At 43.7% G+C, this 16,416-nt stretch carries 15 protein-coding genes; 6 read left to right on the plus strand and 9 right to left on the minus strand.

Annotated features, from left to right (window positions below; genetic code table 11):
• The first annotated feature begins 36 nt into the window (after positions 1-36).
• The 3 genes from I3257_RS03840 to tsf all read left to right on the plus strand — a co-directional run bounded on the left by I3257_RS03840 (position 37) and on the right by tsf (position 2,862).
• Positions 37-486 (plus strand): chemotaxis protein CheX, encoded by a 450-nt coding sequence (locus I3257_RS03840; RefSeq protein WP_045443639.1) that lies wholly within the window; start codon positions 37-39, stop codon positions 484-486.
• A 361-nt stretch (positions 487-847) separates the two neighbouring features.
• Positions 848-1,645, plus strand: a complete 798-nt coding sequence (gene rpsB / locus I3257_RS03845; RefSeq protein WP_045443642.1) for a 30S ribosomal protein S2 — start codon at positions 848-850, stop codon at positions 1,643-1,645.
• A 332-nt stretch (positions 1,646-1,977) separates the two neighbouring features.
• A complete protein-coding gene (tsf, locus tag I3257_RS03850) occupies positions 1,978-2,862 on the plus strand; it encodes a translation elongation factor Ts (protein WP_201501996.1) in 885 nt (294 codons plus the stop codon).
• A 211-nt stretch (positions 2,863-3,073) separates the two neighbouring features.
• Here tsf and I3257_RS03855 read toward each other — a convergent pair whose 3' ends face one another.
• The 4 genes from I3257_RS03855 to hflX all read right to left on the minus strand — a co-directional run bounded on the left by I3257_RS03855 (position 3,074) and on the right by hflX (position 7,239).
• On the minus strand, positions 3,074-3,886 hold the full coding sequence (locus I3257_RS03855) for a lytic transglycosylase domain-containing protein (protein WP_045453808.1): 813 nt from the start codon (positions 3,884-3,886) through the stop codon (positions 3,074-3,076).
• A gap of 406 nt (positions 3,887-4,292) precedes the next feature.
• On the minus strand, positions 4,293-4,982 hold the full coding sequence (locus I3257_RS03860; RefSeq protein WP_238048873.1) for an LrgB family protein: 690 nt from the start codon (positions 4,980-4,982) through the stop codon (positions 4,293-4,295).
• Between the two features lie 22 nt (positions 4,983-5,004).
• Positions 5,005-5,439, minus strand: a complete 435-nt coding sequence (locus I3257_RS03865; protein ID WP_238048874.1) for a CidA/LrgA family protein — start codon at positions 5,437-5,439, stop codon at positions 5,005-5,007.
• A gap of 336 nt (positions 5,440-5,775) precedes the next feature.
• Positions 5,776-7,239, minus strand: coding sequence for a ribosome rescue GTPase HflX (hflX, locus tag I3257_RS03870; protein ID WP_045453716.1), 1,464 nt, complete (start codon positions 7,237-7,239; stop codon positions 5,776-5,778).
• A gap of 304 nt (positions 7,240-7,543) precedes the next feature.
• Here hflX and I3257_RS03875 point away from each other — a divergent pair, with 304 nt between their 5' ends.
• On the plus strand, positions 7,544-8,344 hold the full coding sequence (locus tag I3257_RS03875) for a lysophospholipid acyltransferase family protein (RefSeq protein ID WP_109591016.1): 801 nt from the start codon (positions 7,544-7,546) through the stop codon (positions 8,342-8,344).
• A 142-nt stretch (positions 8,345-8,486) separates the two neighbouring features.
• On the opposite strand, the gene I3257_RS03880 is transcribed toward I3257_RS03875, so the two are convergent.
• Together I3257_RS03880 and I3257_RS03885 are read right to left on the minus strand one after the other, a co-directional pair.
• Entirely contained in the window at positions 8,487-9,527 is a 1,041-nt protein-coding gene (locus tag I3257_RS03880; RefSeq protein ID WP_238048875.1) for an aldo/keto reductase, read from the minus strand.
• Between the two features lie 49 nt (positions 9,528-9,576).
• Positions 9,577-10,074, minus strand: coding sequence for a peptidylprolyl isomerase (locus I3257_RS03885; RefSeq protein WP_109591020.1), 498 nt, complete (start codon positions 10,072-10,074; stop codon positions 9,577-9,579).
• A gap of 148 nt (positions 10,075-10,222) precedes the next feature.
• Between I3257_RS03885 and I3257_RS03890 the strand changes: the two genes are divergently transcribed.
• Together I3257_RS03890 and I3257_RS03895 are read left to right on the plus strand one after the other, a co-directional pair.
• Positions 10,223-10,894 (plus strand): cold shock and DUF1294 domain-containing protein, encoded by a 672-nt coding sequence (locus tag I3257_RS03890; RefSeq protein WP_045453724.1) that lies wholly within the window; start codon positions 10,223-10,225, stop codon positions 10,892-10,894.
• A gap of 216 nt (positions 10,895-11,110) precedes the next feature.
• Positions 11,111-11,722 carry a glutathione S-transferase family protein gene (locus tag I3257_RS03895; protein ID WP_045453726.1) on the plus strand — a complete coding sequence of 204 codons (612 nt, stop codon included), beginning with the start codon at positions 11,111-11,113 and terminating at the stop codon, positions 11,720-11,722.
• Positions 11,723-11,884: 162 nt separating this feature from the next.
• Here the strand turns inward: I3257_RS03895 and lspA are convergent, their stop codons facing one another.
• The 3 genes from lspA to I3257_RS03910 all read right to left on the minus strand — a co-directional run bounded on the left by lspA (position 11,885) and on the right by I3257_RS03910 (position 16,339).
• Positions 11,885-12,532, minus strand: coding sequence for a signal peptidase II (gene lspA, locus I3257_RS03900; RefSeq protein WP_201552897.1), 648 nt, complete (start codon positions 12,530-12,532; stop codon positions 11,885-11,887).
• Positions 12,525-15,371: an isoleucine--tRNA ligase gene (ileS, locus tag I3257_RS03905; RefSeq protein ID WP_238048876.1), complete on the minus strand. Its 2,847-nt coding sequence runs from the start codon at positions 15,369-15,371 to the stop codon at positions 12,525-12,527. Before ileS ends, lspA begins: the two co-directional genes overlap by 8 nt.
• 410 nt (positions 15,372-15,781) lie before the next feature.
• A complete protein-coding gene (locus tag I3257_RS03910) occupies positions 15,782-16,339 on the minus strand; it encodes a protein disulfide oxidoreductase (RefSeq protein WP_238048877.1) in 558 nt (185 codons plus the stop codon).
• Positions 16,340-16,416: the final 77 nt, after the last annotated feature.

A 16,416-nucleotide genomic window follows, 5' to 3' on the forward strand; every position in this document is an offset into this window, starting at 1 on the left:
CTGCCACCGCGTCATAAAGATGGATATTAATATATTATGGTTAAAGTAGAAAAATTGGGTGTGTTTCTGAGCTCAATCAATGCATTTTTTGCACAAATTGATGGCTCAGAAGTGTCCATTGATACCCCTTATTTAAATCATAACAAGAGTGCTGTTGGTTATGATTATAGCGGCGTTATCGAGATATCAGGGCCTCTTGAAGGCTGTGTGTATGTGAGTGCGCCAAGCGTGATGTTACGAGAAGTCATAAAAGTGATGGGCGAGCCTGACTCATCGATCACGATGATGAAAGATCTGCTCGGTGAGATGGCCAACACTATCTCTGGAAATGCTCGTACTGAGTTTGGCTCAGAGTTTATTATCTCGCCGCCGCATATTGTTGAGAGCGCACCAAGCGTGTCTTATTTGCCAAAAGATCGCCAAAGTTACGTCACGCCATTTACCTGGCGTGGGTATAAAGCGGTCATTGGTATCTGTATCGCTTAATCTACAGCTGCTCATTTATTCAATATAAAAAACGACGTTAATGCGTCGTTTTTTTATGCGTTATCATCTACTTAAACAGCATAATAGCGCTAGCAGTCGCTAAGCATTATGTGATAAAATACAGCCCAGCTATTTTTATCACATCGTATTTTTACGTTCAAACGATAGCTAAATTTTTTAAACCAACCCATCAACCAATGACACACACATCATGGCAAAAAATTGCTGGGTGTTTGGCGACTTGATTAATTTGCAAAAAAGTTAGTGCTGCCACAATGAGCATTAACCGTTAGCAGATGCGTGTCGCTAGATAGGCAGTTTTTGTGATGTGGAGGCATAACCCAACCAATAGGAATTTCACATGTCTACAAAGAATCCAACCAAAATCGAAATGCGCGACTTACTACAAGCCGGCGCTCACTTTGGTCACCAAACACGTTTTTGGAATCCAAAAATGGGACCATACATCTTTGGTGCTCGTAATAAGATTCATATCATCAACCTTGAGCACACAGTAAAAGCGTTTAACGAAGCATTGACTTACGTTAACGGTTTAGCTGCCAAGAAAAACAAAGTATTATTCGTAGGTACTAAACGCGCAGCAAGCGGTATCATCGCTGAGCAAGCAGCACGCGCTGGCATGCCATACGTTGACCATCGCTGGTTAGGTGGTATGTTGACTAACTGGAAAACACTTCGCCAGTCAATCAACCGTCTAAAAGAGCTAGAAAAGCAAGCAGAAGACGGTACTTTCGCCAAGCTTACTAAGCGTGAAGCGTTAGAGCGTACTCGTGATATGGAAAAACTTGAGCGTTCACTAGGCGGTATTAAAGATATGGGCGGCCTACCTGATGCAATCTTCGTTGTAGACGTAGATCATGAAGCGATTGCTATCAAAGAAGCTAAAAATCTAGGTATCCCAGTTATCGGTATCGTTGATACTAACTCTAGCCCAGATAACGTTGATTACATCATCCCAGCAAACGATGATGCTATCCGTGCTGTGACCTTGTATGTGACTTCTATGGCTGATGCGATTATCGCTGGTAAAGAATACGCACAGACTCAAGCGGGCGGCAAAGCTGAGCAAGAAGCACCTGCTACTGAAGAAGCACCAGTTGAAGCCAAAGCAGAAGAAGCGGCGACTCCAGCAGAATAATTGGCTGACCCAAAAGGTTTAACTTTGTAAGGATAGCTTGATAGTCACACTATCTGCATCCATATAACGTTATTAACAGCGTATAAGCTCACAATAGGCATGATGTAGTTTTACTCGTCATGCCTTATTGTTGATGGAACACTCGTTAATAAGCGAGTATTATCGCTTATATATGCCCTCGTGATGCACAATATCTGTCATTACAATGATGTCTATTATCACGATCAACCATGAGTGCCTCCATTACTATAAGAGCGATATAGTACCAATAGATAGCAAAGATATATCTCATAGAAATTAAGCACTCCCATACATAATAAAAGGTAACTCTTATGTCAGAAGTAAAAGTATCTGCCAAAATGGTAAAAGAATTGCGTGACCGTACTGGTCTTGGCATGATGGAATGTAAAAAAGCGTTAGAAGAATCAAACGGTGATGTAGAAACTGCCATTGATAACCTACGTAAATCTGGTCAAGCCAAAGCAGCTAAAAAAGCGGGTAACATTGCAGCTGATGGCGCTATTATCATCGCTCAAGGCGACAACAAAGCATTCTTGTTAGAAGTAAACTGCCAAACTGACTTCGTTGCAAAAGACGAAAACTTTACGGCATTTGCAGAAGCAGTAGCGAACATTGCATTAGAAAACAATGTGACTGACGTAGCTGCTATCGCTGAATTGCCATATGGCAATGGTCAGACTATCGAAGAAGCTCGTGTATCTTTGGTACAAAAAATCGGCGAAAACATCCAAGTACGCCGAGTTGAAGTATTAGAAGGTAGCAACCTTGCTTCATACCGTCATGGTCTACGTATCGGTGTTGTGGTATCTTTTGAAGGCGGCAATGCAGAGACTGGCAAAAACCTTGCCATGCATATCGCTGCGTTTAATCCAGTTGCGGTTGATGACGAAAGTGTCGATGCTGATTTATTAGCACGCGAAAAAGACATCATCGAAGCAAAAGCTCGTGAGTCTGGCAAGCCTGATAACATCGTTGAAAAAATGATCGAAGGTGGCCTACGTAAGTACCTAGAAGAAGTGACTTTACTACGTCAGCCATATGTTATGGACAACGAGAAGAAAGTTGGTGATGTACTAAAAGCTGAAGGCGTAAAAGTACTTGCTTTCAAACGTCTAGAAGTTGGTGAAGGCATTGAGAAAAAGCAAGAAGATTTCGCTGCTGAAGTTGCTGCAACACAAGCACTGGCTAACAAGTAATTTTTAAATTTTGCTAAGAAGAATGGTGAGTGCTAAGCTTTTAGGTCTGGTATTCACCGATCAGCTTTATTGTTAATCTTGTATCGAACTCAAAAAATATGACAAGATAGATTATGAATTACTAGATAAAGCCTCTTAGCACAAAAAAGCCCGTTAATTATATTAACGGGCTTTTTTACGTTTGGATTCTACTGTTCATGCAGTCTTCATTCTAGCGTAATGCGTCATACGCTGAGTTGGCATAGCTGGCACTATTGCTATTACTGCTGGTGCCATAGCTGACGTTTTGTAAGCCGCTACTGAGACTTGGATTGGCGATTTGATTACTAGCATTCATGGTACTGCCTGATAGCCCTGAATCGTTTTTATACAAGCTATGGTAACGGCTCATGACATTTTTGACATAGTTACGGGTTTCTTTAAAAGGCGGGATGCCGTTATATTTATCAACGTTACCTTCACCCGCATTGTAGCCCGCAACTGCAAATTCTACATTGTTATTAAAACGCTTCATCAGCCATGCAATGTATTTAGCAGAGCCTTCGATATTATCTGCAGGGTTCCAAGGGTTGCTGACTTTGAAGCGTCGCGCAGTCGCTGGCATTAGCTGCATGAGACCTTGCGCACCGACAGGTGAGCGTGCATTCGGGTTAAATGCAGATTCGCTGTGCATCATTGCTTTTATAAGCCCAGGATCTACGCCATGACGCTGAGCTGAGGCGCGAATATAACTGTCGTATGAGTTGCGGCTTCCACTACTGCTGGCAGAGCTACTACCATAGCTATCGCCACTGCCATCATACATTTTGGATTTTTTATAATGGGTAACTTTGACTGTTTTAGTAAACTTATTAAAGTTACCACTAGGTTCACTGCGATTGGTAAGTAGTATCTGACCGTCGTTACTTTTTTTAATATACATACTCTCCGCGTGAGCAGTAACAGAAAAGGCAAGTGAGCTAGTAATGACAGTTAATAGAAGAGGAGACAAGCAGCGAGTCACTAAGGTTGTAACATTTATCATAGGGTTATCACTTTTCATCGAGTAATAGCAAATTGCTTTGCCTATAGGCGCGTCGTTCTGCGCATTTAAGCGGTTATCGTGCTGGTAGGATTTTATCGCTGTAAACGATATAGCACCCTAGCAAAAACCACGTCTAACTAGAAACCACTCGCATTGGATACAAAAAATAATAGTTGCTTACTATAACATATAATAACTTTTCGACGCATACGATTATCAGTACAAAGTATAAAAGTCATTTTTAATTTGTAAAAAAATCAACACACTACCATTTTTGAGTACGTTGATTGAGTATTGGCTTTATTGTTTTTAGGCGTATGTGGTACGTGAATATTCTGGCTGTGGCAATGAATGAATCATGAGAAATAAAAGCTGTTTAGAGCACTGAAAAGTGCTGTGAACAGGGTTATATAGAAAGTGCACTGATAAAAATAGGCACCCAAACGGCGGTGACCAGCCCGTTTACTGCCAATCCAAATGCCGCATAACGCCCAGCAGTGTGGCTAATTTGCCATGCTTCGACGGTACCAAAAGCATGTGCTGCCAACCCAAGTGCTAAGCCCTTGGCACGGTCATCATCGATACCGCGAAATAAAAAGCGCGCCAAAGTACCACCGATAAGCCCTGAGACAATAATAATTAAGTTCGCCATGGCAAGTGGTGCTTTAATTAAATCTGCGACACTCAGACCGATTGGGGTGGTCACTGAACGCGTTGCGAAAGCGAGTATGGTGTCGTGACTTAATGCAAATAAATAAGCCAATGACATCGGTAGCAATGCACCAACCACACTTGCAAGGATGACTATGAGAGTAAGCTTTTTGACTGGTAGACCTTTAAAGTTCATTGCTGCTAATGGTACTGCCAACAGTACGGTGACATATCCCAATAGATGATCAAATACAGGCTTGGCAACATCGTAATAATCGTTGTAATCCCATTGTAGAATAAACAAAAATAAGAGAACAAGCGCCAACGCCGTAATCACCATCGGCAGCCATGAGAGCTTACGTGCCAGTACACGAGCAGTCACATGGGCGGTTAGCGTTAATAATATCGCCGCAAAGGTTGCCACAAACACGTTATCAAAAGTCATTGAATTTCCTTGTTCATACAGCTCATAGCTGTCCTTTGTGCTCTTCAACGGTGGTGCTATCGATGCTAACATCGTGATTGAGCCAACGGTTGGCAAGTATGGCAAGTCCCCAAAGCGGTATGAGTGTGCTAATAATCATCGTCAGCATAACCCCCCACAGCTCATCACCTAAAGCAAATAGCAGTAAACCTGCACCTGCAGACACGGGCAAAAAAGCAAAACCGCTATCCACCAATAAAGTACTACTGGCTTGGGTGAGCCAACTGGGTAACCCTTTAAGTAATCGCCATGCCATTAGAATAAAGAACATGGCGACCAATCCAACGATGTTGGCAGCCTTTTCTATTCCTGCTAATTGACAGATAATAACGGCTGATTCACGAACCACGATGACCATCGTGAGTGTCAGGATTAAGGCAAGCCATAGCGGCAAATGGGCGGAATGAGTAGATTTCATAAGAAATACTGGCCGATTTAGAAATAGATAGGATAGGAGCCACAAAATAGGTAACCGCACTCTAATAAGTGTGTTCTATATACCAATGATATGAATATTGGTTGAACCTATAGCCGATGATTATATAGAGAGTAGACAAACTAATAAAGCTTACTATAATGAGTGTATCATTTGCGCCAGGCTACCTTGTGCTCACTTTAAAAGACATCGACTATGGTAGCGCGTTTTCGTGATCGGGTAACCTATAAAATTTAATGCTATGTGCCAAGAAAAAGGATGATATCAATGGATATCATCCTTTTGTCTTTTATAAAGCTATTTTACAGATTCAGTCATTTATATCTTTGAGTCAGGAGTTTCCGCTTCTACTGCTAATTCCTCTGACTTAGCGGCTTCAGAATTGAGCGCATCAAACTCATCAAATGCTTTTTCTTCTGACTCGGTCATCGTCGGCTCTTCAACCTCGTCAGGCTTTTCGAAGTCTTCAAGTACTGGCATCAATAATGTGGCTTGTGCTAATGGCAATACATCTAAAGGCTCTAAATTGGCCTGACCCAGTAGCTGTCTTAGCGTATCGCTTGGCAAGCGAATCGTTAAACACTCATGCCCGCTGTCATCGTAGCTCTCTTCCTGAATAACACCCAGCTCATATAAGGCGTTTTTTAACTGACCTGCATGATAAGGTAAGGTCAACTCAAAGGTGGTGAGTGTGCCAGTCAGTAGCTGCTGGACGGCTAACGACAACGCTTCCATACCTAGGTTTTCTCTAGAAGAAACATAGACGCGATTGGGTTGTCCTTCGCTAGCATAACCAATATGTGCAGGCTCATCTGTCAAATCAATTTTGTTGTAGACATTGAGCACTGGTACATCATTGTCAATCTCCGCTAATACGTCTTTGACCGCTTGAATTTGCTCATGCATATCTTCACTAGAAGAATCGATGACGTGTAGCAATAAATCTGCTTCCAAGGTTTCTTCTAATGTCGCATGAAAGGATTCGACCAACTCATGCGGCAGATGACGGACAAAACCTACCGTATCGACCAAAACAACACGACCAACACCCTGCCAGTCTAAACGGCGTAAAGTGGGATCTAGCGTGGCAAATAATTTATCCGCTGCATAAATATTTTCGTCGACTAAGCGGTTAAATAGTGTCGATTTACCAGCGTTGGTATAACCGACAAGCGAAATCGTCGGCACATCTGATTTTTGGCGACGGGCTCGACCTTGCGCACGTGTCTGTCTGACTTTCTCGATTCTGCTTTTAAGCTGATTCACGCGCACTTGTAGCAATCGACGATCGGTTTCAAGCTGGGTTTCGCCGGGACCACGTAGACCAATACCGCCTTTTTGACGCTCCAAATGCGTCCAACCTCGTACCAAACGCGTCGATAAATGGTTGAGCTGCGCCAGCTCTACTTGTAGCTTACCTTCATAAGTACGGGCACGCTGCGCGAAAATATCCAATATCAAACCCGTACGATCCAGTACGCGACATTTAACCAAGGCTTCAATATTACGCTCTTGTGATGGCGATAAGCTATGGTTGAATAAGACGATATCCGCATCATGTTCGCGTACCAATTCTGCTATTTCTTCTGCTTTACCGCTACCAACGAAGTATCTGGCGTCGGGTCTTTGGCGTGAGCCTGTGACTAAAGCCAAACGATCAGCCCCTGCTGAGTCTGCTAACAGCTCAAATTCACCTAAATCATCAGGATCTTGAATTTGACGGATGTCTAAATGTACTATAATGGCGCGCTCGCCACCTTCGTGTCTTTCAAAATAATCCAAAGAGTATCACCTATTTAATAAAGTAAATATATCGCTATTATCCATTCAGTAAACGTCGATATAGCGTTCATATGACCATATATATGTGGTCTCATCAGTTAATATTAAAGCGTTATAGCACAATTAACGATGGTTTTATGTTACAGCGTAAATGAAAGCAATAGGCAAATCAGTGAACGCAGCAGAACTGGTTAAATAAACAGCAACTCAGTGAACAAATCGTCACTGACTGAATAAATTTTGTTATACTCATGGCGCTTGTTTACGATATATAATCATAAGTTTTTAACCACGAGGGACACAGATGAGCCAATCTAAGTCAGGCTTCTCACTCAGACAACAGTTGGGGCGCGGCAAACAAATTGCTGGCATGACCACCACTATCGCTGGTGGATTGCGCGCCGCCCAACGTATTGGCGCATTTAAGCAGCCCCCACGCGAAAAATTGCCACGCTATATTCAAGCCTTTTGCCGCAAAATGGCAGGCTCTTTTGGCGTCAAGGTTGTGGCAGTCGAGCGGGTAGAGCAGCACCACGGATTATGGGTATCCAATCATGTGTCATGGATGGATATCCCTGTGGTGGGAACACTGAGTCCTGCTTTTTTCTTATCCAAAGCTGAAATCGGTGAATGGCCTGTATTTGGTAAGCTGGCTCATGCAGCAGGCACGGTATTTATTGAGCGTGGTTCTGGTGATGCAGGGTCGGTCGCCGCCCAAATTGCCAGTTTTTTGACCAAAGGTTTCTCGGTCATATTCTTCCCTGAGGCGACCACCACCGATGGCAAAAAAATCAAACGTATTCATGGTACTTTGCTACAAGCTGCCATAGATGCTGACGTGCCCGTACGCCCGCTGGTAATTGCTTACGTCAATAAAGACGGCACGTTAAGTGAAGAGTTGCCTTACTATGGCAAGCTTACGATGAAAGAGAGCATAAAAAAGGTGCTCGATACGAAAGATGTGACCGCCTATGTATTGCCACTGGAGCCAATAGATCCTAAAGGGTTGAGCAAAAGTGAATTGACGGATTTGTTACAAGCCCGTATGCAAGAAGGTTTGGCGGAACTGCATTCGCGAGTCTTAACGAAAGTCGCTAAAGTTTAAGCGCTGACAGCTTAATAGTTTCGAATATTTAACACGCTCTAATAAAAAAGGCGCAAATCGCTCAGTTTATAACTGCGATTTGCGCCTTTTTTGTTTACTAAATACTCAAACATTAATTTATAAATGCTTTACCTATATCAAACTAAGGTGATGGATTGGGATGCTGTGTATGCACGGCTTCAATCGCTTCTAATATTTCTGAGCTTAAGGTTAAATGGATACTATCGATGTTGGATTTTAGCTGCTCGATTGTAGTAGCGCCAATAATGTTACTGGTAACAAATGAGCGTGAGTTAACGAAAGCTAGTGCCATCTGTGCCATATCTAAATCTGCATCTGCCGCTATTTTGGCGTATTGAGCAGTGGCTGATAGCGCTTCTTCATTGGTATAGCGCGCAAAGCGATCATACATCGTCAGACGCGCACCCGCTGGACGTTTGCCATCGAGATATTTACCAGATAAGACACCAAAGCCAAGCGGTGAATAAGCCAATAGACCTACATTTTCACGGTGCGTAATCTCGGCCATAGCGACTTCATATAAGCGATTTAGCAAACTATAAGGATTTTGCACCGTGATAGGAGCGATCAAACCATTTTTATCAGCCTCCCATAGATAGCGCATCAGTCCCCAAGCGGTGTCGTTCGATAGTCCATAAGCGCGAATACGCCCTTTTTTAATCTCATCATTTAACGCTTGAATGGTCTCTAGAAATGGTGTCAAATCATCTAATGGTTGCGATGCCATCTCTTCGGTATAGCCAAGTTGACTAAAAAAATTTGTTTGGCGTTCAGGCCAATGGAGCTGATAAATATCAATATAATCGGTCTGCAAACGCTGAAGATTGCCATCGATGGCGCTGCTAATATGTTCGGCATTAAAACGCGTTTGCCCATCACGCAAAAAATCCATCGGCGATATTTTGCTAGCAAGAATAACTTTATCGCGCTGTTTGGTTTTATTAAACCATGTACCCATAAAGCGTTCAGTATCGCCTTGCTTGTCCTTATCTGGCGGCGATGGATACATCTCCGCCGTATCCCAAAAATTCACCCCTTCGCTTAGCGCCATGTCCATTTGTTCATGTGCTTGGATCTCGGTATTTTGCTGTCCCCATGTCATCGTGCCTAAACAAATCTTAGAAACTTTTTCATTGAGTTGTGGCAACATTTGATATTGCATATGAATGTCCTTTGTAAATGTATTTTTATAGCTGACAGTTTTTAAGCGATTACATGAGCTTTATGCCAGTGACACCAGGCGGGGTAACTTTAAAGATTTTTACTTTAAATAACAGGGATTGTCCGGCAAGGGGATGGTTAAAATCCACTTCGACTTGATCGTCATCGAGTGCACTAATCGTACCCGGCAGTGTGTTTTTGCCTTTGTCTTCGAACTCTACCATCATGCCGATTTCTGGATTATCAGCGATTAACGCAAACTGAGTACGGCTGAAATGTTGGATGTTGTCAGGATTCCAATCGCCAAATGCCTGCTCTGGCTCAAGGTGGGCAGAGCGCGTGTCACCTGCGCGCAGGTTCATTAATACCTGCTCAAAGCCAGGTAATAAACTTTCATCACCAATGGTAAGCGTCACAGGCGCATCACGGCTAAAGGTAGAATCAATCATCGTACCGTTCTCTAGTGACACTTCAAAGTGCAGCTTTACAAGGCTGCCAAAAGTGATACGGGTGTCTTCATTGGGAGTGATAAATTGTGAGTCGGTCATAGTCAACAGCCATTTATTACGGGGTTAGGAATTGGTTTGGCGAATAATATAAGAAATGATAAGCCATCTTGGAGAGTATGTAAGCGTAAATAGTGTAACGCAAATAGTGTAATATATTTGGCAATTCTAAGAGCAGGCAGGGGTTTTTATGGTAAATAAACAACAAGGTCACATTAAAAAGTGGCAAGACGACAAAGGCTTTGGTTTTATCGAAACACAGAATGGTGATTCAATATTCTTTCATATCAATGAGTTTAAAGCGCGCCGTCGCCCTGAGGTCGGTGAGCCCGTTGTTTTTACGTTTGGGCAAGACAACCAAGGGCGTATGCAAGCAAAAGATGTACAAGAACTGAGCTTTGTGCAGCAAAAAATGGCGCAAAAAAATCAGAAAATCCGTCAGCGTAATCACAAACGTAGCATGCAAGCAGACTTTGAAGCGGGACAAAAGAAACGTTTGTTTCTTGGTGTAGGCTTTTATGGCGTATTAATCTTGTTAGCTGCCATGAATAAGCTCAGCTGGCTGGTTGTGGGTTGGTATGTGGCATTGGGTCTCATTACTTATATGATGTATGCCAAGGACAAAGCCGCTGCTCAGAATAATGATTGGCGCACACCTGAATCAACCTTGCATCTGCTAAGTGCGCTGGGCGGTTGGGTGGGCGCGATGGTTGCGCAGACGTATCTACGCCACAAGTCGCAAAAGCCTGAATTTCGAGTGGCGTATTATTTAACTGTCGTAATTAATATGGCGGGGTTATTGTTTATATTGACAGGAGGAAGCTTGAAATTTTTGCAAGGATTACTTGATTCTTTGGTATAAAAGCACTTGTTTATTTATCATAGTGAGCGGTGTAGTTTTGATGTTTAATGCTTAAGTCTAAAATAAACGGCTGATGAAACATCAAAGTTTTATATCTTGAGTGGCTGGTTGCCGTGCATTGGTATTTTGTGCGAGTATGATGAATTATACGCAATAAGCACGACTGTGAAAGATAAACCTTAAATGGATTTCATTAATAATAAAAGGCGAACGCAAGTGATTACTTTATACAAATACACCCATCCAAGTCGCGCTGAAACAGTCATTTGGGCATTGCAGGAGCTGGGCTTAGAGTATGAGACCAAAGAAATAGATGGCAAAAAAGGGGAGCAGCGAAGTCCTGAGTTTTTAGCCGTTAACCCCTTTGGTAAAATCCCTACCATCACACATGAAGGCAAACATTTTACTGAGTCGTTGGCTATTATTGAATATCTCAATGAGTTACACCCTGACAAACCTTTGACACCAAACACAGCAGATGAGAACTTCGCTGAGAAAAACTATAAACTTCGCCAAGTAATTTCATTTGGCATGATCGAGATTGAGAGTTATCTATGGATACTCACCAAAATCAAGGTATTAGACAATTATGAAAACTGGCCTGAGGGCACCGCTAACAACTGCATGAAGTGTATCCAAAAAGCCCTACCAATTGCTTATGCTTGGGTAGATGAGCAGGAGTATATAGCGGGGGACAGCTTTACGCTGGCAGACATTTATTATCAGCATTTGTTTTCATGGTTGAAGATGCTGGGCGTTGCGTTGCCTGAGCAGGTTCAAGATTATCTTAAAAAATTATCGAAGCGTGAGAAATTTCCTAAGAGGTAATCAATCATGACTTTCAGCTTTTAAGAGTGGCGTATAGGCGCAATACTCTATGCCAATAGTCTTTATCAGAAAAAATGATGAATAAAAAAGGTGGGTTACGACTGAGTAATCCACCTTTTTTATTTATTTATAAATTGAATTAATATTTCTAGCTGTAGACGGTTACAACCGTGGCATTTCACGCTTTTTTTCTAAAAATAGCATGTCAATGACAATCAACGCTACACCGATACTAATGCCCATATCCGCAATATTAAAGATAGGGTAATGCCAGACATCAGCGTTGTGTACATGGATGAAGTCGATGACGTGACCATGTAGCAAGCGGTCAATGAGATTGCCAACCGCACCGCCGAGCACTAGCGCTAGACCTGTCGATAGTAGCTTGGCTTGGCGCGGGGCTTTTATCAGGTAGCCAATTAAAAATAGCGACATTATCAATGCCAGTCCCGAAAAAAACCACTTCTGCCAACCACCGGCATCTGCCAAAAAGCTAAATGCCGCGCCATAGTTGTATGCCAATGTCCAATTCAGAAAAGGCTCAATCACAGGTACTGGCTCATGAAAAGTCAGTTTAGTTTCAGCCAGCCACTTCGTCCATTGATCGATAATTAGCACGACCAACGATAGGAGATACCACGTAAACGCACGACGGCCATTCGCAATCATTTTTGGCGTCTTATTCAGACGACTTTTCGGTGTCGTTGAGCTGCCTGTGGTTGCATGAGCTGGTTCAGGTGATTTATCGACTTCACCATATGGCGGCTTGTTGTTTGATGATTCTGTTGAGTTAGGCGTATGGTTAGGCATAGTGGCGCACCTCACCATCACCGCTGACGTTAGTCACGCAGCGCGCGCATAATTCTGGATGTGCACTATCGGTACCGATATCATCACGGATATGCCAGCAGCGTACGCACTTGGTGCCAGTTGCGGCGCTCACCTTGACCACTAAGCCTACTGATTCATCCGTGCTGCCGTCAGTTTGCTCATCTGTGCTTGTTTTATCGGCAGGAGCGTCGTTCATTGGTTTCAAAGTTGCGCTACTAGTGATTAGTACAAAGCGCAGCTCTTCACCCAGCTTGGCCAAGCTTTCGTGCATTGCACCGTCAGCATATAGATTAACATCGGCAGACAAGTTAGCGTTGATGATTTTTTCACCACGTGCCGTTTCGATATGTTTATTGACCATATCCTTTGCCAACATGATACGTTGCCAGTCATCGTTGCTGATCGCGCTTAGCTCAAATTCTGGAAATGTATACCATTCTTCAGTAAATACATAATTGTCAGCGCCATGCAATACTTCCCACGCTTCTTGTGCCGTGAATGACAAAATCGGCGTAATCCAGCGAATGAGCGCCTGAACGATATGATAAATAGCCGTTTGCGCAGAGCGGCGTGGCTGTCCATCAGTCTGAGTCGTATACTGACGATCTTTGATAATATCTAAATAGAAGCTGCCCAAATCTTGCGAGCAGAACGCAGTAATATGCTGGGTGACTTGGTGAAAATCCATGGCATCATAAGCACTGATGATTTGTGCTTGCACGGTTTGCGCGCGCTCAATGATGAATTTATCAAGGCTGACCAGCTCATTGATATCGACGCTGTTGGTCGCAGGATCAAAGTCATCGGTATTGGCAAGTAAGAAACGCAGGGTGTTACGGATACGGCGATACATATCGATTGCACCTTTAAAGACCGTTTTACCTGCGCTCATCTCATAGCGATAGTCGCTTGAGGCAATCCACAAACGCAGCATGTCCGCGCCTGTTTTGTTGATCTCTTCCTGCGGCGTGATGATATTGCCCAGTGATTTACTCATCTTGCGACCGTTTTCATCAACCACAAAACCATGCGTCAGTACTTGCTTAAATGGTGGGCGACCGTATATGGCTTCTGAGGTCAATAATGAAGTCTGGAACCAACCGCGATGTTGGTCAGAGCCTTCCAAGTAGATATCTGCTGGATTGGTCAATTCATCGCGCTGCTCAAGGACCGCAAAATGCGTCGTGCCAGAGTCAAACCAAACGTCTAAGGTATCGGTTGCTTTATCATAGTCAGCAGCCTCGTTGCCTAAGAAGTCTTCACAGCTGGCATCAAACCAAGCTTCCACACCGCCCGCATCGATTTTTTGTGCAGCGACTTCCATCAGCTCAAGCGTGTTTGGATGCAGCTCGCCTGTTTCTTTATGGGTAAAGAAAGTAATCGGCACGCCCCATGTACGCTGACGTGAGATACACCAATCTGGTCGACCCGTCATCATGGCTTCGATACGGTTTTGTCCCCATGCTGGTGTCCAGCTTACTGCTGGGATATCTGCAAGCGCACGCTCACGCAGACCTTTGGTTTCCATATTGATAAACCACTGCGGCGTTGCGCGGAAAATAATCGGTGACTTATGACGCCAGCAATGCGGATAGCTGTGCTCAATCTTGGTATGACTGATTAGATGTCCATTGTCATGCAGTGCGGCGATGATTTTTGGATTGGCCTTATAAATGTGCTCGCCCGCAAATACCGCTGCGCTGTCCAGATAAACGCCCGTACCACTGACTGGGTTTTCAACGGGTAAGTTATATTTAAGACCCACGATATAATCGTCAAGACCGTGACCGGGTGCAGTATGTACTAATCCAGTACCGCTATCGGTGGTCACGTGATCGCCTAGGATTAATGGCACTTGGCGGTCTGCAATCAGTGGATGCTGGGCACGCAAGCCTTCAAGCTCGCGCCCAGATACGGTCGCTAGCACGCCTTGATTGCTAAGTTTGAGTTCCGTTAACGCTGTTTCAACCAAATCCGCGGCCAATAGCAAATTACCTTTTTCAGTCGCCACCACACTATAGTTGTGCTCAGGATGTACTGAGATGGCTTGGTTAGCAGGCAGTGTCCACGGCGTAGTAGTCCAAATAACAGCGGCGATATTGCCCGCTACGTCAGCCAACGAGGCAACCTTATCGGTATCCAAAACATCGAAGCTTACATAGATAGCATCAGACACTTTATCTTGGTATTCCACTTCCGCCTCAGCCAGCGCAGAGCTACAGTCCAAGCACCAGTTAACTGGCTTCATACCGCGGGTCACATGACCATTGTCATAAATTTTGGCAAGGGCGCGTACGATGTTGGCTTCTTGGTGGAAGTTCATCGTTAGATATGGGTTGTCCCAATCGCCAAATACGCCTAGACGCTTAAAATCTGCCTTTTGCAATTCAATCTGGGTGCTCGCATACTCGCGGCATAGACCGCGGAACTCAGTCGCCGATACTTTTTGACCGACCTTGCCGACTTTGGCTTCGACCTTTTGCTCGATAGGCAGACCATGACAGTCCCAACCGGGGACATAAGGCGCATCAAAGCCTGATAGCGTTTTTGACTTCACGATAATGTCTTTGAGTACTTTATTCACCGCGTGACCCAAGTGAATCTGACCATTGGCGTATGGAGGGCCATCATGCAAAATGTATTTGGTCGCCCCAGCACGTGCCTGACGAATTTTGCCGTACACATCATCCGCTTCCCAAGCAGCAAGCCAATCTGGCTCGCGCTTGGCAAGGTTTGCACGCATCGCAAATGGCGTGTCGGCAAGGTTTAGCGTGTCTTTATAATCCTGGCTTGGCGTATCAGTACTTTTATCAGTCATAGAAGGTGTCTTTTTAGAAAATGGATTAAAAATCGATGTAAAGTCAGATGTGACATTTAGGGTAATGCTTAGCTGGCTGCTTAACCGTTGATGATCGCTTTCTCACTTATAATATATCGCTGTGCATCAACGTCATAAATATGCTCACGTCAATAATAAATGCTATCGAGACGAATGCAACATAAAATATGCTTATGGATAATAAAATACCGTGATAGCAATAAACTAAAAAGAGGCAATGAGATTGGCAGCTATTATATGACAAAAAGGCTAGGGTAAAAAGAGCTGGTCAGTATTGTCCTTATTTTAGCCAAAACCAATCATTTATACGAGTGATGCATCACCTATTGAATCATACGGATGGCAAGTGCCATTGTCTACCGACTGGACTCTAAACAGCAGGCTAAGCGTTAAAAAACTGATGATAACCATAAGCGCAATTTCAGCGACCATAAGGGTTGAATGCCCGTCAAACCTTGAGTCATCTCGCCATTCTTTAATATGACATACGAAGGTGTCACTTGTCCTTGCCAATCAGCGAAGATGCTGCCTTCTTGATCATTTATCGTCGTAAAGCGATAGCTGTTTTCATTAAGGTAGCGATGCAGCTCTTGGTCAGTACCTGATTTAATAGCAATCGTAACGACCGGATAATCATTTGCGGCGGCAAGTTTGTCTATGGTCGGCGAGGTGATACTACAAATGGGACACCACGTGCCCCAAAAATACACCAGCGTTGGTTGTTCATTGCTCAGCGCCGCTAAGTCAACGACTTGCCCTTGATAATCGGTCAGTTGCAATTGCGGGTTGGCTGGCATGATAGGCTGTCGCCACCAATTGATAGCGGTATAAATAACAGCAAATACCAAGCCATATATGAGGATATTTTTAGCGATAGACAACCCCTTTTGCTTGGGTGTTTTCTTTGGCTTTTTAATGGATTTTTCAGTATCAGTATCAGTCGTCATAATGGCTGCTTTTTTGCTATAGGTTTTGTATAAATGGCTTTGATAAGTGGTTGTTGATAGATAAAAATAAACGGCTG

It is taken from the genome of Psychrobacter sp. Ps7, from assembly GCF_022129225.1.
Classification (GTDB): domain Bacteria; phylum Pseudomonadota; class Gammaproteobacteria; order Pseudomonadales; family Moraxellaceae; genus Psychrobacter; species Psychrobacter immobilis_A.

Bases quoted from the DNA above. Each gene is read 5' to 3' on its own strand.
- I3257_RS03880 (WP_238048875.1), bottom strand. From the start codon at position 9,527: ATGCAATATCAAATGTTGCCACAACTCAATGAAAAAGTTTCTAAGATT.
- I3257_RS03875 (WP_109591016.1), top strand. From the start codon at position 7,544: ATGAGCCAATCTAAGTCAGGCTTCTCACTCAGACAACAGTTGGGGCGC.
- lspA (WP_201552897.1), bottom strand. From the start codon at position 12,532: ATGCCTAACCATACGCCTAACTCAACAGAATCATCAAACAACAAGCCG.
- I3257_RS03910 (WP_238048877.1), bottom strand. From the start codon at position 16,339: ATGACGACTGATACTGATACTGAAAAATCCATTAAAAAGCCAAAGAAA.
- rpsB (WP_045443642.1), top strand. From the start codon at position 848: ATGTCTACAAAGAATCCAACCAAAATCGAAATGCGCGACTTACTACAA.
- I3257_RS03890 (WP_045453724.1), top strand. From the start codon at position 10,223: ATGGTAAATAAACAACAAGGTCACATTAAAAAGTGGCAAGACGACAAA.
- I3257_RS03885 (WP_109591020.1), bottom strand. From the start codon at position 10,074: ATGACCGACTCACAATTTATCACTCCCAATGAAGACACCCGTATCACT.
- I3257_RS03855 (WP_045453808.1), bottom strand. From the start codon at position 3,886: ATGATAAATGTTACAACCTTAGTGACTCGCTGCTTGTCTCCTCTTCTA.
- I3257_RS03865 (WP_238048874.1), bottom strand. From the start codon at position 5,439: ATGAAATCTACTCATTCCGCCCATTTGCCGCTATGGCTTGCCTTAATC.
- I3257_RS03840 (WP_045443639.1), top strand. From the start codon at position 37: ATGGTTAAAGTAGAAAAATTGGGTGTGTTTCTGAGCTCAATCAATGCA.
- I3257_RS03860 (WP_238048873.1), bottom strand. From the start codon at position 4,982: ATGACTTTTGATAACGTGTTTGTGGCAACCTTTGCGGCGATATTATTA.
- tsf (WP_201501996.1), top strand. From the start codon at position 1,978: ATGTCAGAAGTAAAAGTATCTGCCAAAATGGTAAAAGAATTGCGTGAC.
- ileS (WP_238048876.1), bottom strand. From the start codon at position 15,371: ATGACTGATAAAAGTACTGATACGCCAAGCCAGGATTATAAAGACACG.